This is a genomic window from Ensifer sp. WSM1721, assembly GCF_000513895.2.
GTDB lineage: Bacteria > Pseudomonadota > Alphaproteobacteria > Rhizobiales > Rhizobiaceae > Sinorhizobium.
Map to the genome: position 1 here is coordinate 1,861,247 of NZ_CP165782.1, position 26,458 is coordinate 1,887,704.

Annotated in this window: 27 protein-coding genes and 1 riboswitch; of the genes, 11 read left to right on the forward strand and 16 right to left on the reverse strand. The window is 61.5% G+C overall.

Annotation, left to right across the window (positions count from 1 at the left end):
• The first annotated feature begins 126 nt into the window (after window positions 1–126).
• Window positions 127–741: a YdeI/OmpD-associated family protein gene (locus M728_RS09130; protein ID WP_026621260.1), complete on the forward strand. Its 615-nt coding sequence runs from the start codon at window positions 127–129 to the stop codon at window positions 739–741.
• A 368-nt stretch (window positions 742–1,109) separates the two neighbouring features.
• Complete coding sequence (locus M728_RS09135) at window positions 1,110–2,114, forward strand: GlxA family transcriptional regulator (RefSeq protein WP_026613712.1); 1,005 nt, start codon at window positions 1,110–1,112, stop codon at window positions 2,112–2,114.
• A 96-nt stretch (window positions 2,115–2,210) separates the two neighbouring features.
• On the opposite strand, the gene M728_RS09140 is transcribed toward M728_RS09135, so the two are convergent.
• The 3 genes from M728_RS09140 to M728_RS09150 all read right to left on the reverse strand — a co-directional run bounded on the left by M728_RS09140 (window position 2,211) and on the right by M728_RS09150 (window position 6,585).
• Window positions 2,211–3,497 (reverse strand): diguanylate cyclase, encoded by a 1,287-nt coding sequence (locus M728_RS09140; protein ID WP_156943466.1) that lies wholly within the window; start codon window positions 3,495–3,497, stop codon window positions 2,211–2,213.
• Window positions 3,498–3,999: 502 nt separating this feature from the next.
• Window positions 4,000–4,833 (reverse strand): response regulator, encoded by an 834-nt coding sequence (locus M728_RS09145; protein WP_026621263.1) that lies wholly within the window; start codon window positions 4,831–4,833, stop codon window positions 4,000–4,002.
• Between the two features lie 135 nt (window positions 4,834–4,968).
• Entirely contained in the window at window positions 4,969–6,585 is a 1,617-nt protein-coding gene (locus M728_RS09150) for an SMc04171 family calcium-binding repeat protein (RefSeq protein ID WP_026621264.1), read from the reverse strand.
• 287 nt (window positions 6,586–6,872) lie between these two features.
• Between M728_RS09150 and M728_RS09155 the strand changes: the two genes are divergently transcribed.
• Entirely contained in the window at window positions 6,873–7,253 is a 381-nt protein-coding gene (locus M728_RS09155) for a VOC family protein (RefSeq protein WP_026621265.1), read from the forward strand.
• Between the two features lie 57 nt (window positions 7,254–7,310).
• On the opposite strand, the gene M728_RS09160 is transcribed toward M728_RS09155, so the two are convergent.
• A complete protein-coding gene (locus M728_RS09160; RefSeq protein ID WP_026621266.1) occupies window positions 7,311–7,985 on the reverse strand; it encodes a redoxin domain-containing protein in 675 nt (224 codons plus the stop codon).
• Window positions 7,986–8,150: 165 nt separating this feature from the next.
• Here M728_RS09160 and M728_RS09165 point away from each other — a divergent pair, with 165 nt between their 5' ends.
• From M728_RS09165 to M728_RS09185, 5 genes are all read left to right on the forward strand, one after another.
• Window positions 8,151–9,560 carry an adenylate/guanylate cyclase domain-containing protein gene (locus tag M728_RS09165; protein ID WP_026621267.1) on the forward strand — a complete coding sequence of 470 codons (1,410 nt, stop codon included), beginning with the start codon at window positions 8,151–8,153 and terminating at the stop codon, window positions 9,558–9,560.
• A gap of 106 nt (window positions 9,561–9,666) precedes the next feature.
• Window positions 9,667–9,912, forward strand: a complete 246-nt coding sequence (locus M728_RS09170) for a hypothetical protein (RefSeq protein WP_026621268.1) — start codon at window positions 9,667–9,669, stop codon at window positions 9,910–9,912.
• A 65-nt stretch (window positions 9,913–9,977) separates the two neighbouring features.
• Complete coding sequence (locus M728_RS09175) at window positions 9,978–10,385, forward strand: GFA family protein (protein WP_026621269.1); 408 nt, start codon at window positions 9,978–9,980, stop codon at window positions 10,383–10,385.
• Window positions 10,386–10,529: 144 nt separating this feature from the next.
• Entirely contained in the window at window positions 10,530–11,189 is a 660-nt protein-coding gene (locus tag M728_RS09180) for a dihydrofolate reductase family protein (protein WP_026621270.1), read from the forward strand.
• 156 nt (window positions 11,190–11,345) lie between these two features.
• Window positions 11,346–11,765 carry a CBS domain-containing protein gene (locus M728_RS09185; RefSeq protein WP_026613705.1) on the forward strand — a complete coding sequence of 140 codons (420 nt, stop codon included), beginning with the start codon at window positions 11,346–11,348 and terminating at the stop codon, window positions 11,763–11,765.
• 94 nt (window positions 11,766–11,859) lie between these two features.
• Here M728_RS09185 and M728_RS09190 read toward each other — a convergent pair whose 3' ends face one another.
• On the reverse strand, window positions 11,860–12,123 hold the full coding sequence (locus M728_RS09190) for a hypothetical protein (protein WP_026621271.1): 264 nt from the start codon (window positions 12,121–12,123) through the stop codon (window positions 11,860–11,862).
• 466 nt (window positions 12,124–12,589) lie between these two features.
• On the opposite strand from M728_RS09190, the gene M728_RS09195 reads away from it, so the two are divergent.
• Window positions 12,590–13,231 (forward strand): TerC family protein, encoded by a 642-nt coding sequence (locus tag M728_RS09195; protein ID WP_026621272.1) that lies wholly within the window; start codon window positions 12,590–12,592, stop codon window positions 13,229–13,231.
• 144 nt (window positions 13,232–13,375) lie between these two features.
• Here the strand turns inward: M728_RS09195 and M728_RS09200 are convergent, their stop codons facing one another.
• The 8 genes from M728_RS09200 to M728_RS09235 form a co-directional block, all read right to left on the reverse strand.
• Window positions 13,376–15,973, reverse strand: a complete 2,598-nt coding sequence (locus M728_RS09200) for a mechanosensitive ion channel family protein (RefSeq protein ID WP_026621273.1) — start codon at window positions 15,971–15,973, stop codon at window positions 13,376–13,378.
• A gap of 358 nt (window positions 15,974–16,331) precedes the next feature.
• The gene (locus tag M728_RS09205; protein WP_026621274.1) at window positions 16,332–16,799 is read right to left on the reverse strand and encodes a GFA family protein; all 468 of its coding nucleotides are present in this window, start codon (window positions 16,797–16,799) and stop codon (window positions 16,332–16,334) included.
• A 23-nt stretch (window positions 16,800–16,822) separates the two neighbouring features.
• Entirely contained in the window at window positions 16,823–17,383 is a 561-nt protein-coding gene (locus M728_RS09210) for a DUF924 family protein (RefSeq protein ID WP_026621275.1), read from the reverse strand.
• Between the two features lie 138 nt (window positions 17,384–17,521).
• Window positions 17,522–18,526 (reverse strand): iron ABC transporter permease, encoded by a 1,005-nt coding sequence (locus tag M728_RS09215; protein ID WP_245269715.1) that lies wholly within the window; start codon window positions 18,524–18,526, stop codon window positions 17,522–17,524.
• A gap of 161 nt (window positions 18,527–18,687) precedes the next feature.
• The gene (locus M728_RS09220) at window positions 18,688–19,635 is read right to left on the reverse strand and encodes an ABC transporter substrate-binding protein (RefSeq protein WP_026621277.1); all 948 of its coding nucleotides are present in this window, start codon (window positions 19,633–19,635) and stop codon (window positions 18,688–18,690) included.
• Window positions 19,632–20,492, reverse strand: a complete 861-nt coding sequence (locus M728_RS09225; RefSeq protein WP_084044569.1) for an ABC transporter ATP-binding protein — start codon at window positions 20,490–20,492, stop codon at window positions 19,632–19,634. Before M728_RS09225 ends, M728_RS09220 begins: the two co-directional genes overlap by 4 nt.
• A gap of 19 nt (window positions 20,493–20,511) precedes the next feature.
• The gene (locus M728_RS09230; protein WP_051440926.1) at window positions 20,512–20,892 is read right to left on the reverse strand and encodes a DUF1636 family protein; all 381 of its coding nucleotides are present in this window, start codon (window positions 20,890–20,892) and stop codon (window positions 20,512–20,514) included.
• Between the two features lie 107 nt (window positions 20,893–20,999).
• A riboswitch (cobalamin riboswitch) is annotated at window positions 21,000–21,213 on the reverse strand.
• A 265-nt stretch (window positions 21,214–21,478) separates the two neighbouring features.
• A complete protein-coding gene (locus M728_RS09235; protein ID WP_026621278.1) occupies window positions 21,479–23,254 on the reverse strand; it encodes an SLC13 family permease in 1,776 nt (591 codons plus the stop codon).
• Window positions 23,255–23,640: 386 nt separating this feature from the next.
• On the opposite strand from M728_RS09235, the gene M728_RS09240 reads away from it, so the two are divergent.
• On the forward strand, window positions 23,641–23,922 hold the full coding sequence (locus tag M728_RS09240) for a hypothetical protein (RefSeq protein ID WP_026613697.1): 282 nt from the start codon (window positions 23,641–23,643) through the stop codon (window positions 23,920–23,922).
• A gap of 35 nt (window positions 23,923–23,957) precedes the next feature.
• Entirely contained in the window at window positions 23,958–24,245 is a 288-nt protein-coding gene (locus M728_RS09245; RefSeq protein ID WP_026621279.1) for a hypothetical protein, read from the forward strand.
• Window positions 24,246–24,294: 49 nt separating this feature from the next.
• Here the strand turns inward: M728_RS09245 and M728_RS09250 are convergent, their stop codons facing one another.
• From M728_RS09250 to M728_RS09260, 3 genes are all read right to left on the reverse strand, one after another.
• Window positions 24,295–24,633 (reverse strand): DUF1515 family protein, encoded by a 339-nt coding sequence (locus M728_RS09250; RefSeq protein ID WP_026621280.1) that lies wholly within the window; start codon window positions 24,631–24,633, stop codon window positions 24,295–24,297.
• Complete coding sequence (locus tag M728_RS09255; RefSeq protein WP_026621281.1) at window positions 24,626–24,877, reverse strand: hypothetical protein; 252 nt, start codon at window positions 24,875–24,877, stop codon at window positions 24,626–24,628. The genes M728_RS09250 and M728_RS09255 overlap by 8 nt, the downstream gene beginning before the upstream one ends.
• A 120-nt stretch (window positions 24,878–24,997) precedes the next feature.
• Entirely contained in the window at window positions 24,998–25,810 is an 813-nt protein-coding gene (locus M728_RS09260; RefSeq protein WP_026621282.1) for a membrane protein, read from the reverse strand.
• Window positions 25,811–26,458: the final 648 nt, after the last annotated feature.

Genomic DNA, 26,458 nt, shown 5'->3' on the forward strand with positions numbered 1-26,458 from the left:
CCCGACATCGTCAGAGCCGACGTTTTCCGCAAAGCCCATCCGCTTGCTTTAAAGCGCGTCGCGCTCGATAGTCGCGACGACCTGCCCGCCGGTTTTGAAAGCGGCCCAGACAGCAGCGACCATCGGATGAGTGAAAAAGAAAATCAATTGCCCATCATTCATTTTGGCGACACCAAGGCGTTCGAGGACTGGCTCGCCCGACAGGGACCCGATTGCCGGGGTCTATGGGTGAAGTTCGCCAAAAAAGCCTCCGGCATCGCAAGCATCACCCCGAAGGAAGCGCTCGACGTTGCGCTTTGCCACGGCTGGATCGACGGCCAGCGGATCGGACTCGATGACAAGTATTATCTCAACAAATATACGCCGCGCCGGGCGCGCAGCAGGTGGTCCGAGATCAATCGCACGCGTGCGCTGGAACTGATCGCGGAAGGACGGATGACGCCCCGGGGTATGGCCGAGGTGGAGAGAGCGAGGGCTGACGGCCGCTGGGAAGCCGCGGCGGCACCGCCGAGCAAGGCGACCGTGCCGGAGGATCTGCAGGATGCGCTCAAGCACAACGGGGCGGCGAAGGCACTGTTCGACGAACTCGACAGCCGGAACCGCTATGCGGTTCTCTTTCGTATCCAGGATGCCAAAAAAGCCGAAACCCGGAAGGCACGCATCGAGAAATATGTCGACATGCTCGCGAGAGGCGAAACGCCCTATCCGCGCGGGAAAGGCCGCCTACAGCGGAAGAGCTGATCTCGTCATAGAGGACTAGCCCAAGGCGCAACTCCTGCAAATCGAAGTGTTCCGTCGCCTCTTGTCAAATACCGACATGGCTCGAACGGCCAAATGAGGAGTCGCAATCGGAAACGTGATGACCAAGTGCGTGCCGGTGCCCTCTTTTCCCCAATTTACGGGATTTTTGCCCGATTGCGCCATCACCGCCGGTGACGGTGTCGCTTTTCATACGATCGCGGCGCCGTCGTCCGAGATCTCCTAACTGCGGCCATGTCGCAATGCGAAATTTCTTCTCCGTCGCGGCTTTCCATGCCAATGTCGCAAATCGACAAGCTGGACGGCATATTCCAAGCGACGAATATGCGAGCCGTAGCCTGGGAGGTCCAATGAACAAGCCCCTGACGAAAAAGCGTTCGCTCGTCTTCTTTCTAGTGCCGAACTTTTCGATGCTGCCCTTTTCGGCGGCCATCGAAACGCTCCGCATCGCCAACCGGATGCTTGGCTATGAGGCCTATACATGGCGCCTCGCCTCGACCGACGGTCAGAAGGTCTTCTCCTCCGCCGGCATCGCTCTCGAGGTCAACACCTCCCTGGCAGACGAACGCAAGTTCCTGAGCGGCGAAAACCGCCCCTCGATGGTCCTGGTCTGTTCCGGCGTCTATGTCGAGGAGTTCCAGAACAAGTCGGTGAACGCCTGGCTGCGCGAGGTCTACAATCGCGGCATCGCCGTCGGCAGCCTCTGTACCGGCGCCCATGTGCTGGCTTCGGCGGGCCTGCTCACGGGCAAGCGCTGTGCCATCCACTGGGAGAACCTGCCGGGTTTCTCCGAGAGCTTCCCGCAGGCTGAGGTCTATGCCGACCTCTACGAGATCGACAGCAATATTTACACCTGCGCCGGCGGCACCGCCTCGCTCGACATGATGTTGAACCTGATCGATCAGGATTTTGGTGAAAACCTGGTCAACCGCGTCTGCGAACAGGCGCTGACGGATCGCGTCCGTGGCCCGCACGACCGCCAGCGGCTGCCGCTGAGGGCCCGACTCGGCGTCCAGAACGCCAAGGTGCTGTCGATCATCGAACTGATGGAGAGCAACCTATCCGAACCCCTGTCGCTCCTGGAAATCGCCGAAAGCGCCGATCTTTCGCGCCGCCAGATCGAGCGGCTCTTCCGCCAGGAAATGGGGCGCTCGCCTGCGCGCTACTATCTCGAGATCCGCCTCGACCGCGCTCGGCACCTCCTCATCCAATCCTCCATGCCGGTCGTGGAAGTGGCCGTGGCCTGCGGCTTCGTGTCCGCTTCGCATTTCTCCAAATGCTATCGCGAACTCTACAACCGCTCGCCACAGCAGGAACGCGCCGAACGCAAGCTGACACTGCAGATGGCGCGTTGACGGACAGATGGGAGGCAATCGAAGGGTCGCCTCCCCTTTTCCTGCACATTGGAGGCGCGACCGGTCGTCCAAACGAGCGGACGCTCGCTACTGCTCTCATGACACCAAAGCATCAAGCAGTGTCAGTTCCGACATCACGCGATTGCGGCCGGCATGCTTCGCCATGTACAGGAACTGGTCGGCCGCGTGCAGGTAGTTTTCGAAGGATTCGGACGCTTCGATCGTCGCAAGCCCGATCGAGACGGTGATCGTCAACTCCTCTTCGTCCGCGACGATCTTCGATCTCGCAAGCTCGAGGCGCACGCGCTCGCAGAAGGCAAAAGCCTCGCGGACATCGAGACCATTGAAGAGGATGCCGAATTCCTCGCCGCCGAGACGCGCCATCAGGTGCTCCGCGCCGACCAGCGCCTTCAGTCGTCGCGCCACATGCTTCAGCACGAGGTCGCCGATCTCATGGCCATAGGTATCGTTCAGCCGCTTGAAGTGGTCGATGTCGAGCACGGCGATCGACGTTCCCTCGCCCCGCCTCAGGCACTGATCGACTAGGCGTGGTCCTGTGAGAAAGAAGTGCCGGCGGTTGTAGATGCCCGTCAGATAGTCGCTTGCCGCCGCGCGGCGTAGCGCCTGCATCCGCTTCTGCATTGCCGCGGCATAGCGCACGCGGCCATGGAACTCCGCTTCCAGCATGGGCTTTCGGATGAAATCAGCGCCGCCAGTCTCGATGAAGCGCGCCGCCAGCCGCGCGTCGCCCTCTTCCGAGAGGCCGATGACCGGCGCGGCCTCCTCGCCCTGCCGCCTGAGAATTTCCTCCAGCAGGCTCCTTCCCGTCATGTCGGCGAGATTCGTGTCGGTGACGATGGCGTCGATCGCCTCGCCCGCGTCGATGAACTGCAGGGCCTCGGCGCCGCGCGACGCTTCGACGACCGAGAGCCGCTGCCGGCGCAGGATGCCCGCGAGATCGTGGCGCGAGGCCTGGCCGGAATCGACAAGCAGCACCGTGGTCCTGCCGCTGGCAAGCGCTCGACCGACCGAAGCGATCAGACCGTTGAGCGAGTGCGGCTCGTTCTTGACGATGCAATCGACGACACCGCGGCTCAGGATCTGGTCACGTGTGCCGTCGTTGAAGGCGGCCGTGAAGACGATGGCCGGAACTCCTTCCTTGAGGAGGAAGTCCAGCGCTTCGCAGTTCGGCGCGTCTGGAAGGTTGAGATCGAGGACGGCCAGCGAAAACTCCTCGGCCATGTCGGAAAATTCAGCCTTCACCGCTTTGAGCGACGCGCAATGGGTGACGCTGACGCCATGCGTCAGCTCTAAGCCATGCTTCAGCGCGGTCGCGAACATGCGCGAATCCTCGATGAGCAACAGACGCTTGTCGCGGTGCATCTGCACGGAATTCACCCGTCCCGGCACTCGGCGCAATCTCACTGAAACCCCATCCCCTCCTGCATGATTCCTTAAATCGACATCGATTTAAGGACAAAATGATGCAGCAACTCAGAATGCCACAACAACTGTTGCGTCTGATAAAACGCGCGGCGCTGTAGAGAGCGCTGCACGCTTCGGCGCGCATGGCGCCGCACCCGATCGAACCCCACGTGCCCCGCCGCGCCCCTGCCGTGCTGGACGCCATAGAGCGGCCGCTCCAAGAACGCTGCAACTCGCCAGTCCTCGATCCCTCGGACCGATGCAGTCTCAGGGATCATGGACGCAAGTGACGCTGACTGGATATGCAATTGCGCCGGCTCGCGCCCCGTTCCATTCGGCACGGCGGGCATCGCCGGGTATTCCCCATTTCTTTTAAGGGGATTGAAAGCTCTATCGGTTGCAATTCCGTTAACGGATCAATCGCGGTCGCCGAAGGCTGCCGAGATTGGCTGCGCCCCTCTTACGCAGGTATTTTCGTCTTTGCGCTCAGCGTCCTGATCTTGGTGAGCGTGTCGAGGTTCTGATTGACCCGGCAATAGAACTCCTCGTTGACGAAGGGCCGGACGACGAAATCGTTGCCGCCGGCCTTGAGGAAACGCGCCGAGAGCAGCCGGTTCGTCGACGAGGAGACGCCGATGATGCGCAACTGGTGGGGTCCGTGGGCTGCGCGGATGCGGCGCGTGAGTTCGAAGCCGTCGATGTCCGGCATGTTGTAGTCGGTGATGACGAGCGCGATGTCCGGATTGTTCTTCAGGATCTCGAGGGCGGCCGCACCGCTTTCGGCGGAGCTCGTGCGGAAATTATAGCGCCTGAGTTGCGTCGTGAGCACCGCCCGGGCCGTCGGGCTGTCGTCGACGATCAGCACGTGATGCTTCTGGTTGGTCAAGAACCGGCAGACCGATTCCGCCAGCATGTCCACGGCGAAAACGCTGTCCTTGATGACATAGTCGACGATGTCCTTGGCGAGAATGGCCTCGCGCGTGCTCTCCTGGAACGAGCCGGTGAAGACGATCGTCGGCACGCTCATCTCGATCAGATAGCCGAGCGCCTCGCCGTTCTCCGCACCAGGCAGATTGATGTTGGAGATGGCAAGCGCGGGTGGAAAGGAAGCATTTTCGACTGCGAACTGCAGATCCTCGTAGTCGCGGCAGACGATCACGTCGACATCGAACAATTCCTTCAGCCGCTTCGAAACCATCGACGAAAACAGATTGGAGTCCTCGGCAAGCACGATGCGGTGCTCGCCGAGGGATTCGCCGGAATAGTACATTCCGGAAACGCCGAAGAATGACATTGATCGCCTATGAGAAAGAGTGTCCCCGAAGACATCCTAGAGGCAAAAGGTTTTATTGGGTGTTAATGGGAGCCACCGCCGAATGCCGAGCGGCGGCCGCAAATGGGCCGCCGATCATGGCCCGCGCTGCGGACCTTAGGCGAAGACGATATCGTCCGCCGAGAGGTCCGATAGCGAAACGTTGTCCAGAAGAAGGCCGAACGTGTCGGATCCGTTGAAGGCTATGTAGAGCCCGTCCTGCGTCTCGCTCGCCGCCGCAATGAGGTCGGCGAAGCTGCCGATGCGCGTGGTGTCGGGTGCGTAGCCGATGAAGCGCAGCACGTCGCCGCCTTCAGTATCGAAATCCGTGATGCGATCGACCCCCGAGAACGAAAACGTGTCGGACGACCAAAGGAAGGTATCGCCACCGGCACCGCCCGTCATGACATCATTGCCGGCACCGCCCCAAAGTTCGTCATTGCCCGCACCGCCATTAAGCCGGTCGTTGCCGCCATTGCCGGCAAGTTGATCGTCGCCGGCGAGCGTGCGGATAATATCGTCGCCTGCGCCGCCCTCAACCTGAAACGTCTCGATATTGGCGAATATCAGCCTCGTGCCAAGCACGCCGGTCGCCGCATCGAAGTTGGTCGTTCCGGGAAGTGGCTCGGTGACGTAGAGCGTGTCGTTGCCGTCCCCGCCATCGATGAAGCCGGAAGGAGCGCGGACCTGGATCAGGTCGTCGCCGGCACCGCCATCAATGATCGTGTCGCCGTCATCGAAGGCCATTCCCGCGTCGTGGATCTCGTCGTTGCCGTCGCCGCCGACGAGCACATCATTGCCACCGACGCTGATCAGGATGTCGTCGCCGGAGCCGCCATAGAGGGCGTCGTCACCGCTTCCGGAGGCGATGTAATCCCTACCGTTGCTGCCTTCGACGTAGTTGTCGCCCTCGCCCATATGGGCGCTGAGCGAGAAGAGATTTCCGCCGATTAGCGTATCGCTGCCGCTGCCGAGATCTACGCTGGCTACCTCGATGCCGCTGATCAGCGTGCCTGTCGAGGCAAATCCGCGCACGAAGTCGACGGTCACGTCCTCAGTCCTCTCGTCGTCGAAGAGGGAGAGCGTATCCCAGCCGTTCCCGCCGTCGATCACCGCGGAGGCGAGAGTGGTAGTGATCTTGTCGCTGTGGTCGCCGGCGAAGATGCGATTCGCGCCGCTCATGTCGACGATGATGTCGCCGCCGCTGCCCGTATCGATCGTGTCGTCGCCGAGCATGCTGGTGCCATCGTCGATGTCGGTGCCATACGGCCCGATGATATCGTTGCCTGCGCCCGTCGAGATGATGTCGTCGGTGGCTGCGCCGAAGATCCGGTCGTTGCCGCTACCGGTGGTCAGCACCAGTCTCTCGATGCGGTTGAAGAAGATGTGTTCCCAGTTTGATGTATTGTAGCCGATGATACCGTGCCCGTGCTCGCCGCTGAACCGGACGGAGGTGCTGACGTCGGAGAGGTCGATCACCAGCGTATCGAAGCCGGCACCGCCGGTAACCGCGCCGCCGGTGCCGGTAAGCGTGATCTGGTCGTCCCCCTCGCCGCCATCGAGCCGGTCGTAGCCGCTGCTACTCGCCAGGCGATCGTCCCCGGCGCCGCCCTCGACCAGATCATCGCCGTCACCCGCATCGATCTCATCCGCGCCGATGAGACCCCAGATGCGATCCTTTTCCTCGGTTCCAAGTATCACGTCGTCACCGATCGTGCCAACAATCGTGCTCATGCCCCGTCTCCTCAAACGATGAATATGGCTCTTAGCATGCTCTAAGACACGTTTGAAACAGCATTGTGAATGCAACCAGGAAATACATTAACAATTCAACTAACTATTACATTAATTCAAAAATAGAACTAGTTAACGTTGAAATTGTACCGAAAAACATAAGATGAGCATTGATCCTGCACAGAGTGAACTCCAGCAGCGACAGACACTGCGGCGCAGTATCCACCATTGCGAACAACGAAGAATAGGTCGATGGTCGAATGGAAGCGGCGGATAGGAATCGGATTGTGCGCTTGAACCAAGTGACCGTTACAATGCCGGACCTGGAGGCAGGCTGGCGCTTTTATTGTAAGTTTGGACTGAAGCCAGTCGTTGACGCGCGGCCCCGATACGCTCGTTTCCTCTGCCCGGATGGTGACAGCACTTTTTCTCTGCAGAGGGGCGAGAACGGCGGTGGCGGCACAACTATCTATTTTGAATGCGAGGATCTCGACGCGACGGTTAGCATGCTCATCGAGTCCGGCCTCCAGTTCGCAAGCGGACCGGAAGACAAGAGCTGGCGGTGGCGCGAGGCGGAACTGGTCGACCCGGGCGGCAACCGCATCGTCCTCTACTTTGCCGGATCGAATCGCATCGATCCGCCCTGGCGGATCGGAACCGCGCCATAACGATGCCCATGCGTCGCCGGTGTCGGAAAGCGTCCTGACGCCCGTCGCAGATCCTTATCAGAGCATGCTAGCGGCAGCGATGATCTCCTCGGCGCTGGGAAAGGCGCCGATGCCGTTCGGGCCGTCACGCGCCTCGATCTTTGCCCAGCGCACGATGCCAGCCGCATCTACCAGGAAATGGCCGACAAGTTGTGTGGCATGCTCGGCAAAGATTGCCTGATCGGTCTCGTCGAGTTCGAAGCCGTCTTTGGCATTCAACACGAAGTTGGCTTCCATGGGCTGCGTCGGCTCGGCCATTTCGCCCGCGGGATTGATGCGTGCCTCCTGGAATTGCGCCATCGTCGCGCGTTCGGGCCATTGCGGCGGCTCGGCGCTCCCCTCCGGCAGAAACTGGACACGCGGCACGCCGAAGGCGCGGTGAGTGAGGCAGTCAGGATCTGATAGAAGCACGACGGGTGTCGGCTGGTAGCGAAAATACAGCCGGGCGCGCTCGAGCGACGTGTTGATGACGGCAAGCGTCTCCGCGCCTGTGTCGCGTAATGCCGGCTGCACGCCGGAGAGCTGTCTGATCTGGCGCCGGCAGAACGGGCAGTGCAATCCGCGAAAGAGGCCGATAAAAAAGGGACGTCCGCGCAAATCGACAAGAGATACGATCCTGTCGGCACCGACTGCGGGAAGCGCAAAGGCGGGTGCGGGTTCACCCGGTTGCAGCGGATTTATCTGATCGCCCATGGAGAGCTTTCTGTGGCGCGAGGCCAACTGCAGTGCCTCTCCCCACTATAGCGGACATCACATTCTCGCACCATCGGCCGCGCCCACGCCGCCTGAGAGCCCGGCGAAGCGGATGCCTCCTCGTATTTCGCTGACCACGCGCGGATTTCCGTATAGAATGCGCCCATGAGTGAAGCCCAGTCTCTATTCGAAATGCTGCGGCAGTCGGTGAAGCCGGAGATTGTCGAGGCGTTCGCGCGGCTCGTGCGCGACGCACCCGATCGCAAGCTCTGCCGCATCAACGCGCTTGCCTTTGCGGCTGCCGAAGGGCTCGACGAAGAGGATACGATCGCGGGTTTCCTGCAGGCCTCCCGCCTCGGTATTTTCGAGCTTTCCTGGAATGTGCTCTGCCCCGGCTGCGGCGGAGTGCTCGATGCAAATACCTCTCTGAAGACGGTGCAGGCCACAGAATATACCTGCGCGCTCTGCGCCGCCGGCTACGAGCCGACGCTCGACGAGATGGTCGAGGTGACCTTCACGGTAAGCCCGCGCGTGCGCCACATCGAGGCGCACAAACCGCACGAATTGCCGGCAATCGAATATTTTCGCCAGATGTACTGGGGCTCCGGCATCGACCTGCCGGAGGAGGACTACGAGGAAAAGGTCGACGAGTTCATCCTTGAGACACTGGAGCTGCCGCCGGGCGAAAAGGCGGTTATCTCACTGCAGCTTCCGGCGGAATTCGTCATCGTATTCGAACCGGTGACGCACGCGGCACAATTCCTGGACGTGAAAGGAGAGCCGACCAGGGAGCGACGGAACCTTATGCTCGTATTCGACCGCGCGCATCGCCATGCCGAGACCCTGAACCTTCAGCCGGGGCCGCTTCGGATTCAGGTGGAGAACCACGCCGAGGTCCGCACCCTGCCCTCCGTCTGCGTGGCTGGCGAGGCCTTGCATACGCTGCTCGGCCACCGTCGGCCGTTCCTCACCGCCAAACGGCTCCTCTCCAACCAGACATTCCGAGACATCTATCGAACCGACACGCTCGACGTCGACCAGCGGCTGAAGATCACCAGCCTCACCTTCCTTTTCACCGACCTGCGCGGCTCGACGGAGCTCTACGAACGCGTCGGCGACCTTGCCGCCTTCGATCTGGTGCGGACGCATTTCCGGGTTCTGAACGAGATTGTCGCAGCCGAGGCCGGCGCCGTCGTCAAGACGATCGGCGACGCGGTGATGGCCACCTTCCCTACGCCGGACCGTGCGGTAGCCGCGGCGATGCGAATGCGGGACGCGATGCGCGAGCTCAATGAGGAGCGCGGCAGCGAGGACCTGCTATTGAAGATTGGCATCCATGAGGGGCCATGTATCGCGGTCAACCTCAACGAGCGGCAGGACTATTTCGGCCAGACCGTCAATATCGCCTCGCGCGTCCAGCATCTCGCCACTTCCCGCGAGATTTTCGCGACCGGATCGGTCCTCGAAGACCCGCGTGCCTCCAACCTGCTTTCCGACCGCGGCCTCAGCCCGATGCCGCACAGCGTGACGCTCAGGGGAATCGTCAACGAGATCAGTATTTTCGCCATTCCGTGAGCGGATGATCGGCTGGTGCAAATGCGCATGGAAGCGCGGTCGCTGCTCGTTCAGTGCCGGTTCATGCTCGTTGACTGAAGCTATCGGCAAACGAAGGAGAAGAGCGATGCGTATCCAGCTTGGCCTGTTTGCTGTCGTGGCGATGACGGCCGGCGTCGCTGAGGCCGGAAGCCAATCGTCGAACACGAGCTCGAACAGTTCGTCCAATAACGGCGTCGTCGACGAGCGGATCGTCGATACCTATTGCGAAAATGGTTATTGCGAGCGCCGTGTGTTGCGCCGGGTGTACCGTAACGACTGGCGCCATGGCCACGAAGGCGAATGGCGCCGCTACCATGATGACGATGATTGAGGCCGAACCTGATCAAAAAGCGTCCGGCAATTCCCGCCAAATAATCCGCGACTTGCGAGGTGCCCATGCATTCTCGAACAGCGACTTGTTCCTGCGGCCAGTTGAGTATCGAGATTCAAGGTGAACCGCTCGGTGTCGGCCTCTGCCATTGCCTTGCCTGCCAACGGCGAACGGGCAGCGTTTTTGCAGCCCTTGCCGCCTTCGCTGCACCGTACAAGGTCATCGGCACCGCAACCGAATATGTCCGCGTCGGCGACCAGGGAGCAAAGTTCAGATTTCGCTTCTGCCCCGTCTGCGGGACGAACCTGTTCCACACCGAAGAGGGCTACGAACGATCGTCCGTAGCCGTCGCCGTCGGCGCCTTTGCCGACCCGAGTTTTCCACCCCCGCAGGATTCCGTCTATGAATGCCGCAGGCATTCATGGATCCAGCTACCGCCGGCGACAAGGACATGTGACAAGGACCCCGTCTGACGACGCTTCGGTCCTTGTGCGCACGGCGCGGTAGCGCGGCATCAGCCTTGAGCGACGGATCGGAAAATCTTTGTCGGCCGCTGTCGGGACTGGCGACCATCAGGCGTCCTCGGGATCAGAAGATTTATGACCGGGAGAAGCGCAATGAGAAAGATCATAGTCGGTGCATTCGTAAGCCTTGACGGAATCATGCAGGCCCCCGGCGGGCCGCACGAGGACCCGGTCGGCGGGTTCAACTATGGAGGCTGGGCGGCCCCCTATTTCGACGAGACGATGGGACAGGCGGTGGACGAGATGTTTGCCAAACCGTTCGATCTCCTGCTTGGCCGAAAGACCTATGACATCTTCGCGGCGCACTGGCCCTATGCCGGCGCCGACGATCCGATCGGGCCGCTATTCGACCGCATCACCAAATATGTCGCCACGCGCAATCCGGACTTGAAGCTCACCTGGCAGAACAGCCAGACCCTCGGCCCCGACGCGGTCGCCACGCTCAAGCGGCTAAGGGACGAAGACGGACCAGATCTGTTGACACAGGGCTCAACCGACTTCCTGCAGACCCTTTTCAGCAATGATCTGGTCGATGAGATGTATATCTCGTTCTTTCCGATCGTGCTCGCAAAGGGCAAGAAACTGTTCGGCCGCGGCGCCATGCCGACAGCGCTGAAACTCATCAGTTCGAAGGTCTCCGGAAGCGGCGTCACCGTCAACAAATACGTCCGTGGAGGGCCGGTCGTGACCGGGTCTTTCGAGTTCGAGCAGCCTACCGAGGCGGAACTTGAGCGGCGGCGGAAGCTGACCTGACCACCCGCGCGAGCGCTCCGCGGGCGGAAACCGCCCGCTCCCGAGAGCACCCGGTCATGCATGCAACGGCTAAATTCGCGAAACCGCTTCGCGATCAACGATTGGCCACGATTTTTGGCGTATAATAAATGCCGTAGCTGATCATGGGAGGTTACCATGAGAACCGAAGAAGCAATGCATCCCGGCGTGCGTTGGATCGGCCCGGAAACAGATTTGCGCACGATTGCGCGCATCATGAAAGAAGAGGATATCGGCGCCCTGCCTGTCGGCGAAAACGACCGCCTGATCGGGATGGTGACGGACCGCGACGTTACCCTGCGCGCTTTGGCGAATGGGCACGACATCTCGACGCTTACAGCCCGTGACGTGATGACGAAGGATATCATCTACTGCCGCACGACTGAATCGGTCGAAGACGCCATTCACCTGATGGAGTCGAAGAAGATCCGGCGGCTGCCGGTGATCAACGAGCAGAAGCGAATGGTTGGTATGCTGTCGCTGGGCGACATTTCCCACTGCAGCAGTCAGGAACTGACGGGCGAGTTGGTAAAGGCCGTGACGGGTCACCACGCTTGAGACCCCCACCGGATTGCGCCTGAAGCGCGCGTGTCACGAAGCGGCTCCCGTGCCGCTTCGGTGCTTCGGTGCGGCAGAACGCGGGAATTTTCGCCTATTTCACCACGACGGAGCCGTTGACAATCTCGATCGTCTCGTCCCCCTGGAGACCAACGCGGTCGCCGCTCGGCGCGGTAACGAAGCAGCCGCTCGGGCAAATCATTTCCGTTGCACCGGATGCGATCGCAAACTCCATCCGGCTCTCCCCCTCGACGATCACCAGCACCGCGGCTTCTTCATCCCGGTTGGTCACCGTAGCCGCATCGGCCACACCAGCCGCAAGCATGCCGCAAAACAAAGCAGTGAAAACTGTCCTCATCGCCCATCGGCGCTGCGCGCCGTCCCCTCTCGGCAGCCCCTCGTCCCGTGACGAGGTCACGAGCCGCCTCTTCAGCCGCCGCCAGCCTACCGCACAAACCCTTAGACCGGAAACCGATTTAAGAATGAAACTGTGCAGCGATTCAAAGCGTTACAGCGACGCGCTCCCGAGCGGGGGGCGCAGGATCGCTGGACGGCTGCGGCATGAAGCTGGGGAATTCATACGAGCTAAGCGCTGAACCGGCGCTGAATGCACCGTTGCGTCCGGTTCAGCATGCGAGGCGAGATGCCTCCGGTCACCGGTTTCGTCGTGCTTCCAAGCGATCCCAATTCCGCGCCCCCCGAGCATGGCAGCTTTATCAAATATCTGCTGCACTTAATGTTCAGCCACTTGATCGCCCGATTGTTCACGGTCTATGCGTTTGCGACGCCACCGGGCGTTTCGGGGACAACAAGGATTACCGCTCATGGAGATTTTCACTTCCGCCGGGCTGGCGGCGCTGCTGCAAGTCATTGTCATCGACCTGGTGCTTGCCGGCGATAACGCCGTGGTCATCGGGCTCGCAGCGGCCGGTCTGCCGATCGAGCAGCGCAAGAAGGCCATTCTCGTCGGCATTCTCGCAGCCACGGGGCTTCGCATCGTGCTTGCCATCTTCACGGTCCAGCTTCTTGCCATCATCGGGCTGCTGCTCGCGGGCGGCCTTCTCCTGCTTTGGGTCTGCTGGAAAATGTGGCGCGAAATTCGCGCCGGCGGGCACGAAGGCATCGACAGCATGGAAGAGGCGGACCTCTCGGCGCCGAAGAAAACCTTCAGGCAGGCGGCGACCCAGATCGTACTCGCCGATGTCTCCATGTCGCTCGACAACGTCCTGGCCGTCGCCGGCGCCGCCCGAGAGCATCCGACCGTTCTCATCTTTGGGCTGATGCTGTCGATCGCGTTGATGGGCATTGCCGCAAACTTCATCGCCCGTTTGCTCAATCGCTACCACTGGATCGCGTATGTGGGTCTTGCGATCATCTTCTATGTGTCTCTCGACATGATCTATCGCGGCGCATTGGAGGTTTGGCCACATGTGGTGCCGGTTGCCCAGGCGCTGGCTGGACTGTAACCGTCGCTGGAGTTCGCAAGCGGGTGCGGTGTCGTGGAGCCGAGAGGTCCATGCCCACGTCTGCACCGAACCACGCAATTGACGTCGCGCCAAAAGAGGGAGTGGCATCGCCACTCCCTCTTTGCATTTTGGCCTTTTTTCTCGTCAACGGCTGCGGCGCCTGCTGATGGGCCGGTCCACTGCCTCGTCCTGTTCCGGTTGCGGTTCAACCTTCTCGCCCTCTGTCGGCGGGGCTTCGGCCTCTTCCTCGGGCGTCACGTCCTCGATCTTCATCGGGAACGGCGCACCGATGCCCTCGTCGCGGAAGCGCTCGTAGATCGAAACACGGATGTCGTTACGCACGTCGCCCGCCTTCAGCACGTCGGCGACATAGATGCGCAATTCGAAGGTCATGCGCTCGTCGCCGAAGGCAGTGAAACCGACGTTGGGAGCGGGGTTCTTCAGGACCATTGGATGCCCTGCGGCGATTTCCTGCAGCAGTTCGATCACCCGGCGCGGCTCGCTTGAATAGGTGACGGTGACGGCGATTTCCGAGCGGCCGAGCTTGTTGCGATGCGTCCAGTTGCCGACCGAAGCGTTGATGAGGAGCGAATTCGGCATCATGATCGATTGGTGCTGGAAGGTCTCGATCTCGGTGGCGCGGACGGAGATGCGCCGCACGAAGCCTTCCGTCGTGCCGCTGACGATCCAATCGCCCACCTTGAACGGCCGCTCGACGAGCAGGATGAGGCCGGAGACGAAGTTCGAGACGATATTCTGCAAACCAAAACCGACACCGAGGGAGAGAGCACCGGCGACGAGCGCGAGGCTCGAAAGATCGATGCCCGCCGCCGAGAGCCCGATGAGACCGGCGAGGCCGACGCCAACGTAGCCAATGCCGGTGCGGATGGAGTTGCGCACGCCGGCATCGACGCGGCTGCGGGCCATGACGTTGCCGTCAATCCACCGCTGTACCCAGCGCGTCATGACATAGCCAAGCGCGAAGAAAAGGACGCCGGCGAGGATACCGACGAGCGAAATCGTGATCGTGCCGATCCTGATCTCCGTCAGGATTCGGTACGCCCAAGATTCGATGTCGGCGATCTGGAAGCCCCATTGCAACAGGATCAGCGGGATGAAGAACAGCACGACCAGGGCATAGATGCCGAGCCCGGCGGCAAGCCCGATCTGGTCGAGCGCAACCTGCTCCAGATTGAAGCGGCGCTCGAGATAGCGTCCTGCGGCCGTTTCGGCGAAGGCGCCCTGCTTGGAGACCGATTTACCGGTGAGAAGGCCTATGTACATCGTCACCAGGATCGCGCCAGTGACGATTATCTGCGTGGCGATGAAGCGCGCGAGACCGACATAGCCTGAGAGCGCAATGGCGATGAGCGCCGCGCCCATCAAAAGGAACGAAAGGGAGATGACCCGCGGCCAGGGACGGCCAGGCGCTTCGAAAGGCTCGTCGGTCCTCAGCATCGGCCGGATCAAGGCCATCGACATCAGGATGAGGCCGATGACGATCGAAGCGAGAAAGCTTTTCGCAACGGTCAGCACGACCGGTGAGCCGAGAGACTCGCCGATGCCGCCGAGCAGGTAATCGAGGCCGTTGACCAATGCCATGGCGAAGATCGGCACCCTCAGCATTCTCGCCCCACGGTCCGACACCCGCACGAGACGCAAGCTCGACCGCTTCGGCGAGAGGACGGAATTGGCCAGCCGGGCGACGAAGAATACGGCTACGCTCGTCGCCAAAGTGATCGCTATGATCGGTCCGATATCCGGTCGCAAGACATTGAAGCTATTGAGGAAGAAATAACTCGACGCCGCGAAGGCCGTGAGGCTCATGGTCGGGATCAGCGTCGACCAGAATGCCAGCGAAAGCTGTCGGAAGTAGGTGGGCTCTTCCTCTTCGTCCTGGTGGCGCAGGAAGGGCGAAAAAAGCCGATAGCCGCCGACCAGAAAGAGGAATGCCGCGCAGAGCGAGAGGAAGAGCGCGCTGAGCAACGGCACGCGCTTGTAGTTCCAGGCGAATGTCAGCCAGCTCCCGACACTGCGCGACAATGCCCTCGCCTCGTCGATCGTGGCCGTAATCGCCTCGCTCAGCATCGCCGCTGAGACATCGGTGTGTTTCAGCAGCGTATTGGAGAAAAGCGCGCGACGGGTGGCCGTGATGCCGTTTGCCAGCTTCCGCGCTTCGACCGAAAGGTTTTCCGCCCGCCCGGTCAACGCATTGATCGCGCCGCGCTCGGCAAGCAGCCGCTTGCGCTCCTCGGTAATGATCGCCGCTTCCGGCGGCTGCCCTTCGCCCGGCGGATCACCGAGCTCGGTGAGCCTCGCCTTGATTTCGTCGAGCCGCGGCCGCGTGCCGACCGATGCAGCGATGATTTGCTTGGAAAGTTCGTCGACCTGGACCTTGAGCTCGGCCAATAAGGTATCGTCTTCCTTGGCAGCGTCGACGCGCTCGGCCAACCGGTTGAGTTCCCGCTCGGTTTGCGCGAGTTGGTCTTCCGCCTGTTGGAGTGCAGGAGACGCGGCCGCCGCCCCGTCGTCGGTCTCAGTGGCCGCCCCGGGCTGGGCCGGTTGCGTCGGCGTCGCTTGCGGGGCCGCCGGCGGTTGCTGAGGCGGCTGCACTTGTTGCACCGGCTGGCTCGGTTGAGCGGACTGTGCCGTTTGCTGGGCCGTCGCGAATCCGCCGCCTAGGGTGAGCACGCCGAACCAGCCAGCGATCAAGAGAGCGGTCAATTTGCCAACGGAATGCAATTCGGTGTCCTTCGAAGCGCGGAATGGAGCCCGAGCGGAATCACCCAAGCTGTTGTCATGATCGATCTGCATACGCAACACGGCAAAAAGATGCAAAGGCGCACGGATAAGGACGATTCATACTATTTGCCCCGCCGCAGGTGGCTTGCCACCGCAGTCCCGGTAATTCCAACCGAGGCGACGCGACTCGCCGCGAGATCGACTCCCGGCGCCGGCACGGGTGCAGAGGAGAACGTCCGCATGTCCCCTCTTCGGAACTTTGTATCTAGTGCTTCCTTTCCGTTTTCAACGGTGGACCCCCAACACAAAGGAAGGCGATCGCGTTTCTGCCGAGCAGATCGCAGTGCTTCGCCCGCATTCACCCTTTCGGTTTCAACGCCTGCTCTGCGTATTCCCGCAGCAGTCCGTCGTAGTCCTCAAGGGCCGGGAGCGCGGCGTAACTGTGCACCGCGGGCGTCGCGGCCCAAGGCAATCCCTCGCTCGTCCAGGTTTCGATGAACGGCGTGAACCAACTGGCATCGTCGAGCATCGTCGCGCGGAGATTGACGAACCAGTCCATGCCCTCCGGTCGGGTGAACATCCAGCTCATGCAATGGGGGCAGAAATAGTGGCGCGTCGCACCGTGCAAGCCGCCGATAACCGGTTCGCCCCGTGTCACTGCAAAGCCTTCGCTCGGGATCGCAACGCTCAGCGAGAACGCGCTTGCCGTCATTCGCTGACAGCCAGTGCAATGGCACGCCATTGTCAGGAGCGGCTGTGCGGTGACTTTGATGCGCACTTGGCCGCAGCGACATCCCCCCTCCCAAGGCAGGTTTCCTGCGCTCATAGCTTCCTCCTAAGCCAGTGTTCCTAGAACCCGGCGCCCGGCTGCGCCAGATATTCCTCCTCAGCCGGTGTCGATACCCGCGCCAAGATGGCGTTGCGGTGAGGAAAGCGGCCGAAACGTTCGATGACCTTGCGATGGCGGATGGCATAGTCGAGATAGCCCGCGTCACCAAGTTCGGTAAAGAGCTTCACGGCCATCGTCTGATCCGTCAGGTCTTCAGAATGCTCGAAGGGCATATAGAAGAAAGCGCGCCACTCTTCCGGCACGGCCAGATCGGCACTCGCGCCGACGGCAAGCTTCGCCTCCCGCAGCGCCAGGCAATCCGTGGCAAATGCCAGCGGCGAGCCGCGATACATGTTGCGTGGCAACTGGTCGAAAAGGATGATAGCGGCCAGCCAGTTGCTGGGGGTCTCCCGCCAGACATCGTCCAATTTCCTTGAAAGAGCCAGATGTGACGCCTGAAAACGCTGCACGCACTGCCGGTCGAGCTCGGGATTTGGGGTGAACCAATGGTCGTAGGAAAGCTCCGTGAACCAGAACTTCAACACCTCTTCCGGCGTGCATATCTCAATTTCATCGGCCATCGATGCCTCCCCTCTCATCGGCGAATCTACTCCCGCCCATCAGATAGGAGGCGATCGTGCGGTTTCCACCGACAACCTGCAAGGCAGGAGTTTCTATGCCTTGATCAAGACAGGACGTCGATTGGCCGCCCTCCTCACTCACCCTCGCCGCTTCAGGATGGCAATGAAGGCGGCACCGCCGGCAAGGCCGGTGACGACGCCAATCGGCACGTCTTCGGGCGCCATGGCGACACGCGCGACGAGGTCGGCGAGGATCAGCACGAGAGCGCCGCAGACGGCCGAGAGCGGGATGACGCGCACGTTGTCGCTTCCGGCGAAGAGGCGAACGAAATGCGGGATCATCAGCCCGATGAAACCGATGGCGCCGGAAAAGGCGACCATCACCCCCGTGAGAAGCGCGGTGACGACGAAAAGCATGAGGCGGAAACGGCGCACCGGAATGCCGAGCGTCATCGCCGTCTCGTCGCCCATGGCGAGCGCATTGATCTCACGGGCCCGGGTGATCAGCCAGGTGATCGACAGAGCGAGCACAAGCGCCGGATAGGCGAGATGCTGCCACTGCGCGAGACCAAGCCCGCCGAGCATCCAGAAAATCACGCTATGCACCGCCCGCGGATCACCGAGAAAGATGAGCAGGTTTCCGAGGGCCGTCAGCGTGAACGCGACGGCAACGCCAGAAAGCACGAGCCGGTCGGCGCCGGTACCGAGCACACGGGCTATGAAAGCGACCAGTGCCGTGGCGGCAAGCGCACCGCCGAACGCGAAGAGCGGCACCGTGGCGAGGCCCAGGATGAGTCCCGTGTGTAGCAGCGCAACGATGGCGCCCAACGCCCCGCCCGCAGAAACTCCGAGAAGATGCGGGTCGGCAAGCGGGTTGCGCGTCACCGATTGCAGCACCGCGCCGGTGACGGCAAGGCCGGCCCCGACAAGCCCGGCCAGAATGACCCGCGGCAGCCGCACGTCCCAGACGATGTTTTCGCGCCCGGCCGACCAGAAAGGCTCGACGCTGCCGGGCACGATCCTCTCCACGATTATCGACCAGACCGCTTGAACTGGAATAGGCGCGGTGCCGAGCGAAACGCCGGCGGTGACGGCAACGCACAAAAGAAGCAGTGCCCCGAGAAGGAAGAACAAGGTTCGCACGAATATCCGACTTTGGCAGTTGCGGCGCTGGACGCGGGGCGTGTGCCCCGACCAGCAATTTCGTTAAATCAATGCACTATGGCTGTTTCTGAGAACGTTGCCGGAGGTACCCGGCAGCGCCTGCCGGCATGGCCCCTCGATAACAGCCGCCAGACGCCTGCTCACATGGCCTCAGCATGAAAACTCTTTGCCAGCCGCTCGATCGCATCGATGTTGCGCGGACCGGGCGTCGCCTCGACGTAGTCGAGCACGACAAAGCGGTCGTTCCGGACCGCGTCGATGTTCCTGAAGGCGGGATTGTTTTTCATGAAAGCGATCTTCTGCTCGGCTGTCACTTCGCCATAGTTGACAATGACGACCACCTCGGGGTCACGATCGATTACCGGCTCCCAGGAGATCTCCGTCCAACTCTTTTCAACGTCGGCCATGATGTTGACCCCGCCCGCCGCTTCGATCATGGCCGTTGGAATGCCGTAGCGACCGGAGGTGAAGGGCTTCTCCTCGCCTGAATCGTAAACGAAAACCCGCCTTGGGCGCTCGATGGCCTTGGTCTTGTCGGCGACCTCGGAGAGTTGCCGGCGATATCCGTCGACAAGCGCCTTCGCCCTCGCCTCAACGCCGAAAATGCGGCCGAGATTGAGGAGGTCGACAAACATATCCTCCATCGTCGGCTTTTCCTTCGCCACGACGTGGATGCAGCTTTCGGTAAGTTCGTAGACCTTGATCCCGAAGGGCTCGAGCGTCTCCGGCGTCACTTCGCCGCCGACCTTCATGCCGTAGTTCCAGCCCGCGAACAAGAAATCGGCATCGGCATTGAGAAGCACTTCCTTCGTCGGATACTTCGCCGAAAGCTCCGGCAACGCCTTCACGTGCTCTCGCAGCTTCTCATCCAGCGTCTTCCAGCCGGAAACGCCAGTGTAGCCCACCATGCGGTCCTGCAGCTTCAAGGCCAGCATCATCTCGGTGAGATTAACGTCGTTGGAGACGGCCCGCTTGGGTGCGGCTTCGAACGTGACGTCGCGGTTGCAGCTCTTGACGGTGATGGGATAGGCGAAAGTGGGCGCCGCGGCCATGAGAATGGCACCGGCGGCGAGCAGGATTCTGTTCATTGGATGTCTCCTGTGGAACGGAGGGAGGAAATTCGGGAAATGAACCGCTTCGCCGGCGCCGCGTCAGAGCGCTGGAGCGAAAAGGAAAAGCGCGACGCATAGCTTTCGGAGGTCTCGTGTGCCGTCGCATGCACCCCGAAGGCAGCGGAAAGAGCCGATGATTCCAGCACGGCGTCGGGCGTGCCGAAGGCGGCGAGCCGACCATCCGTGAGGATTGCCACATCGGTCGCGAATTCGGCCGCGAGATTGATGTCGTGCAGCGTCGTGACGATGGTGAGCCTGAGGGTCTTCAGGAGCTCGAGGATTTCAAGCTGGTGGCGGATATCAAGATGGTTGGTCGGTTCGTCAAGAATGATGATGCGCGGTTCCTGGGCGAGCGCCCGTGCAATCAGAACCCGCTGTTTCTCGCCTCCGGATAGGGTGGCGAACTGGCGTCCGGCAAGATGGCCGAGATCGAGATGATCGAGCGCATGCGCAACCTGCTCCCGATCCCGCGCGGTCCAGCCGCCCATGCCTTCACGCCGCGGGATGCGTCCCATCATCACCACGTCGCGCACGCTCAATGGAAAATCGCCAGGCATTTCCTGGAGCACGACGGCGATGGTTTTCGCCGCCTCGCGCGCCGTGATGCTCCAGAGGTCGACGCCGTCGACTTCGATCTTCCCCGCAGCCGGCTGCGCGGCGCGATAAAGGCAGCGCAGAAGCGACGTCTTACCGGCGCCGTTCGGCCCGATGATTGCAAGCCGGCCGCCAGGCGCGAGGGAGAGACTGATATCGCGGACCAGCCGGAGCCCGGGACGCGGCCCCCATTCCAGCCGTTCGACGCGGAGGCATGCGCCTGTTTCTAAGCAGCTCATGGCTCAAGTCTCCCCGTCCTCACTGGAGCCGCCCGACCGGCGCTTCGGATAGGATGAACGCGGCGGGATGGGCGGGCCGATCCCATTCGAATTCGGGATTGGCGATGCCGTCGGCGCAGGCGGCAGCATATCGGACGAGATCGTCGACGTTTTCATCCGGCGAAATGTCACCGAAAAGATAGGTGGCGCTACCGGACGCCTGGAAAGCGATTGTGCAGGGACGCGTGCAGGCCGCCATGCACACTGTGCCGGTGATGGCAAAATCGTCACTTAGCTGCTTGCCGAGCGCCGCAACGCTGCGGTTGAGCAGCGCCAGCAGTTCAACGCCCGGCCGGCATGGCCCTCGGGTAAAGCGGCAATCGGTTGAGACGACTATCTTATGCTCTGAAAATTTCGCCATGCCATTTCTCCGCCGGGTTGGGCCGGAGAGAAAGTGACAAGAATGCCGTAAGGCGGTTGACCGCCAAGCAGAAGCCAATTCTTTTCCATCGGAACACCCCGTCCGTTGTTGTTGATCGGGTCGATGGCAGGTCTCCTGGCTTGCGGGTCGCTGCGCAGTCACGTCTTCCCGGCCGTTCGCCAGTGACATCGTGTGAATGCGCTTTCCGCTCACAGTTGCGGGGGCAGCCACGGCATCGGTCCCTTCTGGGTCGTCCTCACCGTGTTCCCTTTTCAGCCGCCGCCGAGTCACGACAGCAGCACCATCGTCGTCTTGGTGGCATGAATCGCAGGCGGAGGCAACAATTGGACAGGAGGGGTGGCGGATTTCAACACCGTTCGCTCATCTCGATGATCAGGTGACACTTAGTTATGAAATAACATAACAAACATCAACAAAAAAATTTCTGGAGCTTCGCCAGGAACCGCGCAACTCCCCGTCTACAGAGCCACGTGTTATCAGACGCGCAAAGGTCGCTGTAGCCCTTTGAATTGCTGCATGCCTTTCTCTTTAAGTCGAGGTCCATTTAAGGAGACATGCTGCAGCGCTATCGCAGCGGCCAGACCCACATCAACGCGGGCACTGCAACGAGCACGATGACGATCGACAGAGGCAATCCGAGACGGGGGTAATCGCTGAAGCGGTAGCCACCCGGACCCATGACCAGAGTGTTGCACTGGTGACCGATTGGCGTCAGGAAATCGGACCCAGCGCCGATCGCGACCGCCATCAGGAAGGCATCCGGCCGGTAGTCGAGTGCGGTCGCAAAACTGGCGGCGATCGGCGCCATGACGAGGACCGTGGCGGCGTTATTGAGAAAGGGTGTCACGGCCATAGCCGCGATGAGGATGAGGGCGAGCGCGCCCGCTGGCGGCAGCCCGGCGGCAATGCCGCTGAGCCAGCCGGCGATCAGATCCGATCCACCTGTCGTGCGCAGCGTATCGCTGACTGGAATGAGCGCTGCAAGCATGACCAGGATCGGTCCGTCGACAGCCCGATAGACCTCGCGCAACGGAATGACGCGGAAGATTACCATGGCAAGCGCCGCGGCAAAGAAGGCAACGGGGATCGGCACGACGCCAACGGCGGTCGCGCCCATTGCAGCCCCCAGCAAGAGGAGCGGTACCGTTGCGCGCCGGATGGTGCCGAGCAGGATCTCCCGCTGTGCAAGCGGCAGGCAGCCGAAATCCTGCAGGAAGGAAGGCAGTTCTCTCCGCGTCCCCTGCAGCACGACGATATCGCCAGCCTGCAGCCTTACGCGGCCGAGCCGCTGTTTCAGGCGCTCGCCCTGACGGCTCACGGCAAGCAGGTTGACATTGTAAGTGTTGAAGAGCGCCAGGCGCTGTGCCGACATGCCGATGAGCGGCGAACCGGTGGCGATCACCGCCTCGATGGCTTCGATCTCAGCGCGAGCACTCTCATTTGGCGTCGGCGAACGGTCGCCCGAGATCTTGAGCTTCGCCTGCGAGACGATGCGGTCGAGGGCCGCCGGTCCGCCTTCGAGCAGTAGGATGTCGTCGAGTTCGATGACCACGTCGGGCAGCGGCGCCAGATGCGTGCCGCGACGGAAGACCGCAAGGACAACCGCGCCGCCGTCGCCGATCTTCACAAGATTGCTGAGTGGCTTGCCTATTACCGGTGACCCGGCGGGAACCACCGCCTCGGAGGTGTAGTCCGTGATCTCGATCGCCTCGTGCAGGGCGACCTGCTGGCTCTTGCGCTCCGGCACCAGTCGGTAGGCGAGAAGCAGGAACAGTGAGCCCACCACCGCCAGAGTGGCGCCAACGGGCGTGAAGTCGAACATGGTGAAGCTTTCGCCGGTCAGGTCCTCGCGCATCCGTGAGACGACCACGTTGGGCGAAGTTCCGACCTGCGTCATCAACCCGCCGATCAGCGAGCCGAACGCCATCGGCATCAGGAAGACCGAAGGCTGCACATTGGACCGGCGCGCAAACTGGAAAGCAACCGGTATCATGATCGCCAGCGCCCCGATATTCTTGATAAAGGCGGAAAGTACCGTGACGGTGACGACGAGCAGGGCGAGCTGCGCGCGCACGGATTGCACGTTCGGCAGGAAGCGCTGGATCGCTGCATCGACGGCACCCGAACGGGCGACCCCGGCGCTGACGATAAGCGCGCTGCCGACGATGATGACGATATCGTCGCTGAACCCGTCAAAGGCCCGATCGAACGGCACGATCCCCAGCGCGACCGAAAGCATCAGCGCCGAACAGGCGACGATGTCGTAACGAAAGCGGTCCCATATGAAGAAGACCATCATGGTGCCGAGAACGAAAAAGGAAAGCGCCTGTTCAGCGGTCATGGGCAGTCCCTGAGGCAGCGGCTGGTCTGAGCATGGCCAGCCTTGGATGCGACGCCTAACCCGCAGGAGGTTAGCTCGCCGTCAATACCGCTCGGCAGGGCCCGCCGTCTACATCCTTCAAAACATCAGTCGCATGCAACACAAAAAATCAGGCAGCGCATTGCGCCACGTACCGAAACTTACCGGTTGGGTGCTCGCTGTTAAAGGAAGAACAGCGGTGCGGCGCATTTGCCGGGCAGCAGTTTTCGCGCCCTTGCAAGGCCGCAAGCGCCGCGCCCGTGATGACACCTTGAACCGGTTCCGATTTAAGGAGAGAATTGCCGCGTCCGCAGTTTTTGCAGCGAGCTTTGCGCGCCAACGGGTGCGCGGCGCTGTCGGAGCACTCCATGAAGATCGCCTGGCTCACCCTCTGCGCGCCGCTCTTGCTCAGCGCCTGCACGTCGACGCAAACCGTTGGTTACGGCCCCAACCTGGAGCCGATACCCGGCAGCATCACCTATGGCGGCCAGCCGCGAACGAAGCTGACGAAAGCGCCGGTCGGTAGCATCGTGCCGCATCAGTTCTTCGACGATTTCGGTCACCGCGTCTACGAGACCTATGTGATTGAACCGGACCGCTCACTGCGGCTGACAAGCCGACGGATAGACTACGATATCTTCAACGACTGAACATCGGTGAAGTTATGTAAATGCCGAGGACTGTCATGAAAAGCGCTCTTCCCGCCCTGTGCGCACTCGTGCTGCTGAGCAGCTGCGAGGTGACCACCACAGGCTATTCCTCCTATCTTGAACCAATTCCCGGTAGCATCACCTATGGCGGGCAGCCGCGCACCAGACTGACCAAAGCACCGATCGGCAGCATCGTGCCGCACCAGTTCAATGACCAGTTTGGCCGGCGGGTCTACGAGACCTATGTCATCGAACCGGATCGCTCACTGCGTTTGGTAAGCCGCCGGTATCGCGGCCTTTTCCCCTTCGATGACGACGACTGAGCAGGCGGCAGTCGATCTCGCCGCCGAGGCGTGGAAAGGTCGGTGATCATCATCCTGCTCTAAGCAGCATCAACGTCCGTTTGACGACATCGGCAAAGGTCACGCCGAGCGCTGCACCAGCGATGCCGATGACGCCGAGTGCACCCATTCCCATCAGCATCCATCTGCGCACGTCCTCGATCACCGGGTTCATCCCGGCAATATCATCCTTGACGAGCGTCATTGATCCCTCGAGCGTACTCACGCGCTTGACGAGTTCTTCCATGCGACCACTCATCGAGACCCTCCCCGCCTCGGACCTGTCTTCCGACCGCCGGAAATCCTCGCGCAGGTTCTTGACCTCCGCGATCAGCGTCCCAAGCTGCTGGTGAACGCCGGCGTCAATCATCGTCGCGCTTCCCGTGCCTGGCGCATTCGGCGCTCGTCCAGACGGAGGCGGCACAGAGGCCGACCACCGTGCGATCGATCCTGCGCTGATCCGCCGGCGTCGCGCCACGCGCGCTGACGAGCTCAGTTCCGACGACCTCGCGAAGGCCGCTCACACTCGCCGGCCCCGAAGTTCCACAGCCCGCCAGAAGAAGAGCAGGCATCATAGTCAAGGCGCTGTGCGTCAGCGCTCTTTGCCGCTTCATTGTTTTGCCTTTCAATTGAACTGCGCACCGCTCGCGCGCCATCTTCGCGGATCTCGTGCACGGCCCAGGAGATGGCGGCAAGCACGAGCACTCCGACGAATAGTTTGCCCCAGGAAAGCGTCATCGCCTGAGCCCCAATGCGTCGCGAACCGCCGGCATCGACGAGATGGCGTAAATCGCAAAACCGACGATCGTGGTCAGAATGGCAACCTGCACCCGCCAATCGAGCGCCACCAGATTCAGTTCCTTGAGCGCGGTTATGATGGTGCCGCCGGCCGTCAAGAGCCATGTCCAGAAGCGGCCGGATCGGGCAACCGGCTTTCGCGGTCTTGCCGGCCTGCCTACCGCCGCCTCGCCTGCCTGACCTTTTTCCTTTTCCTGCGAGCGGCGGGCAGCCAGCGCCGCGCGAAGCACCGCTTCGAACGTCTCCGGCTTCATCAAAGCCCTGTTGAGCCCGTCCCCGGCATAGTAGGACTGCCCACGCTTCACCCGCCGCCGGTCGCCTTCGGTATCGGCAAGGACGGGCAGCGACGCCCACTCCATGGCCAGGCGCTTGCCGAATTCGGGGAGGCTGATCTCGCCCGCCATGTAGGCGGCAAATCCCCGGCGGTTGAGTAGATGATAGCCGAGCCTGTCCTGAAGCGCCGGATCGAAGACGAGATCTCTGCTCAGTAACGGGATTTCCTTCAAAAGCCCGGCCAACGTCGCACGCATGAATTGATAGCCGCCCGCCGCACTCGACCCATGCGCCTTCGACCACGTCTTCTGCGCATCGATCACCTCGCCGAGCGTCATCGCGGTGAGCGGCTTCGCTAGGTTATCCTGCCGGTGGGCATAAATGACATCATAGGACGCGCGGTCGCTGCTGCCGACTTCCGCCTTACGGATAAAGCCGAGCAGCATCGCCGCGCCGAAAGTCACGGTGTTGTTCATGGTTTACCTTTGCTGTTGGAAAAGATCGCAGCGCCGCGCTTGACAGTTCAGCCGCGCGGCACCTGGGGCTCGGCTATGCCCTATTGCTCCTGCGCAGCCTTTGGTTCGGAGACAAGCGGATCGGCGCGGCAGTGCATCTCATGATGCTTTGGAACCTGCCGCTTATTTTGGTCCTGCAGCCTCTCCTGGGGAATACAAATACACCCTATCTGCGCTCCGGCTTTGTCTGTGGTCTAGAGAAATGACCACGGGCTAGTGCTTGCGGCTATCCTATCCGCGGGCAGCCGGGCTCGGCCCCAAAGATAACGCGATTACGCTCTCCTCGACTCCCTATGCCCCTTACCTCGATGGAATATCTCGTCGTTCGCCCGATCCGAGGGCTCCGGAGATACTGCCGAGACAGATAGAGTGCCTGACGCGGGGTGCATTGATATGCTTCCCGGTAGCGCTCGCGATAATATCGCCGCGGTCTGTACTCGTCATAGTAGCGCGGGCGGTAGTCATCATAGTAACGCGGGCCGTCAGGATCGATATAGAGCTCGAAGTCTTGGGAAAAGCCGCCTGTCGGTGCGATCATCGATGTGACGACTGTCGCGGCCGCGAGAAAAAGCTTGAACGGTATACCTGCCATCTCGGGTCTCCTCTTGT

Coding starts and splice junctions, on each gene's coding strand:
- M728_RS09145 (WP_026621263.1), bottom strand. CDS start 4,833: ATGTCATTCTTCGGCGTTTCCGGAATGTACTATTCCGGCGAATCCCTC.
- M728_RS09250 (WP_026621280.1), bottom strand. CDS start 24,633: ATGATTGACGCCGGCGTTCACCAGCAGCTTGGGACGCTGATCGCGGAG.
- M728_RS09135 (WP_026613712.1), top strand. CDS start 1,110: ATGAACAAGCCCCTGACGAAAAAGCGTTCGCTCGTCTTCTTTCTAGTG.
- M728_RS09235 (WP_026621278.1), bottom strand. CDS start 23,254: ATGACCGCTGAACAGGCGCTTTCCTTTTTCGTTCTCGGCACCATGATG.
- M728_RS09190 (WP_026621271.1), bottom strand. CDS start 12,123: ATGAGGACAGTTTTCACTGCTTTGTTTTGCGGCATGCTTGCGGCTGGT.
- M728_RS09195 (WP_026621272.1), top strand. CDS start 12,590: ATGGAGATTTTCACTTCCGCCGGGCTGGCGGCGCTGCTGCAAGTCATT.
- M728_RS09240 (WP_026613697.1), top strand. CDS start 23,641: ATGAAGATCGCCTGGCTCACCCTCTGCGCGCCGCTCTTGCTCAGCGCC.
- M728_RS09205 (WP_026621274.1), bottom strand. CDS start 16,799: ATGAGCGCAGGAAACCTGCCTTGGGAGGGGGGATGTCGCTGCGGCCAA.
- M728_RS09165 (WP_026621267.1), top strand. CDS start 8,151: ATGAGTGAAGCCCAGTCTCTATTCGAAATGCTGCGGCAGTCGGTGAAG.
- M728_RS09255 (WP_026621281.1), bottom strand. CDS start 24,877: ATGAAGCGGCAAAGAGCGCTGACGCACAGCGCCTTGACTATGATGCCT.
- M728_RS09230 (WP_051440926.1), bottom strand. CDS start 20,892: ATGGCGAAATTTTCAGAGCATAAGATAGTCGTCTCAACCGATTGCCGC.
- M728_RS09140 (WP_156943466.1), bottom strand. CDS start 3,497: ATGCACCGCGACAAGCGTCTGTTGCTCATCGAGGATTCGCGCATGTTC.
- M728_RS09180 (WP_026621270.1), top strand. CDS start 10,530: ATGAGAAAGATCATAGTCGGTGCATTCGTAAGCCTTGACGGAATCATG.
- M728_RS09220 (WP_026621277.1), bottom strand. CDS start 19,635: ATGAACAGAATCCTGCTCGCCGCCGGTGCCATTCTCATGGCCGCGGCG.
- M728_RS09150 (WP_026621264.1), bottom strand. CDS start 6,585: ATGAGCACGATTGTTGGCACGATCGGTGACGACGTGATACTTGGAACC.
- M728_RS09260 (WP_026621282.1), bottom strand. CDS start 25,810: ATGAACAACACCGTGACTTTCGGCGCGGCGATGCTGCTCGGCTTTATC.
- M728_RS09225 (WP_084044569.1), bottom strand. CDS start 20,492: ATGAGCTGCTTAGAAACAGGCGCATGCCTCCGCGTCGAACGGCTGGAA.
- M728_RS09130 (WP_026621260.1), top strand. CDS start 127: ATGAGTGAAAAAGAAAATCAATTGCCCATCATTCATTTTGGCGACACC.
- M728_RS09160 (WP_026621266.1), bottom strand. CDS start 7,985: ATGGGCGATCAGATAAATCCGCTGCAACCGGGTGAACCCGCACCCGCC.
- M728_RS09210 (WP_026621275.1), bottom strand. CDS start 17,383: ATGGCCGATGAAATTGAGATATGCACGCCGGAAGAGGTGTTGAAGTTC.
- M728_RS09245 (WP_026621279.1), top strand. CDS start 23,958: ATGAAAAGCGCTCTTCCCGCCCTGTGCGCACTCGTGCTGCTGAGCAGC.
- M728_RS09170 (WP_026621268.1), top strand. CDS start 9,667: ATGCGTATCCAGCTTGGCCTGTTTGCTGTCGTGGCGATGACGGCCGGC.
- M728_RS09175 (WP_026621269.1), top strand. CDS start 9,978: ATGCATTCTCGAACAGCGACTTGTTCCTGCGGCCAGTTGAGTATCGAG.
- M728_RS09185 (WP_026613705.1), top strand. CDS start 11,346: ATGAGAACCGAAGAAGCAATGCATCCCGGCGTGCGTTGGATCGGCCCG.